The following is a 1,329-nucleotide window of genomic DNA, read 5'->3' on the forward strand; positions in this document are numbered from 1 at the left end:
AGACTGGCGATTCCCAATTCTGTATAAGCCTTGAACCACCTTTGTACTGTGGCACTTCCTCTTCCCAACACTACCGCTAAATCTTGTATTGTCCTTACCTGACCTATCTTTAGTAAATACAATGCTTGAATACGTTCTTTTCCTAATGCTGTTTTCTGTTTTTTCAGCAGTTCACGTAATTCCTCTGCCGATTCTTCTATTTTTACTTTGGTGACTCCAGCCATGAACTTCTGCTCATATTTCTGACTTAACTATTTCTATCATTTTTTTAGTGAATTGGTATAACAGGTGAACTTTTAACTCATCAAGGGTATTTTCGACTTCCCATCGTTGATGATATTCTTTGGCTAACATTTCTGCCGGAAATTTTTCAATGTCTAATAAGCTAGTGATTAAGCGATAAGTAAGTTGTTCAGCAGCGTTTTCCGGATGCTCAATTGTGTATTCAATAACTCTTACTAAGAGTGGCTGACAACCTTTTTTCCGGAGTTTTCCTGAAGGATTGATATATGACAAATAAGAGCCATCTTCTAAAGGCTTTTCCCGCATAAATTTTACATTTGCTGGGATTCTGCCTACATAGTCGCACCCCTGAGACACTGTTGCTCCTACCATTGCATAGGAATGTAATCCCCTATCCCACATTAACAACATTCCTGATTTCACGGAGCGTAATAATTTCAACGCTCGGACTCGTTCTCCCATTCGATAAGGACACATTAAGGCATCAAATATAATGTGCGTTCCTGCCTCTATCAAAACGACCAATCTCACTTTAGGGAATGCTGCAATTGTTCCAGGACGACTACTAGGACGACCAAAAACTCTGGCATTTTCTTCGCTATCTGGGACATCAAAACAGCTACCATCAATTACAACTATTCGTAGTCCATTTAAAAACGCTCCCAATGTTTCACCCGTTGCCATTGGTTTTACCAGCTGATGAAACAATTGGCTCATCACCTTTGCACCTAATCTTTGTCGAGCTTGGGTAATTGCTGATTTACAAGGGACTCGCCAATATTTGCCAACTTTTACCCATGCCACAGAAAGACCATCTACTAAGTTTTTGAGTACATCCCGCATCGAATCTCTCGACCACAGGCTCATTGCTATTACCAGACTGACCATTAACTGCGCTGGTAGCGATCGCGTGCGTTCCTCTTCGGTTTTGGTATTAGCGATCGCCTGTTCAATTGCCGTTGCTGGAATAGCCATTTCGATTGCTTTCAGCAACTCAGTATTTTGTATATCAGGAGACACCAATGAAAAATCCCTCAGATGCACGGCATTTAATTTCCATTCTTGGTAACAATGCCTAATTTACAT

At 40.8% G+C, this 1,329-nt stretch carries 1 protein-coding gene and 1 pseudogene; both read right to left on the reverse strand.

What is annotated here, in order from left to right; all coding sequences use genetic code 11:
* A partial coding sequence (locus I8751_RS26705; RefSeq protein WP_214442112.1) for a helix-turn-helix domain-containing protein occupies positions 1 to 224 on the reverse strand: 224 nt, incomplete at its 3' end.
* Positions 225 to 282: 58 nt separating this feature from the next.
* A pseudogene (locus I8751_RS26710) lies at positions 283 to 1,218 on the reverse strand (IS4 family transposase); the annotation flags it as partial.
* Positions 1,219 to 1,329: the final 111 nt, after the last annotated feature.

Origin of the sequence: Atlanticothrix silvestris CENA357, from assembly GCF_016056295.1 — a bacterium.
In the GTDB taxonomy this organism is placed as follows: Bacteria; Cyanobacteriota; Cyanobacteriia; order Cyanobacteriales; family Nostocaceae; genus Atlanticothrix; species Atlanticothrix silvestris.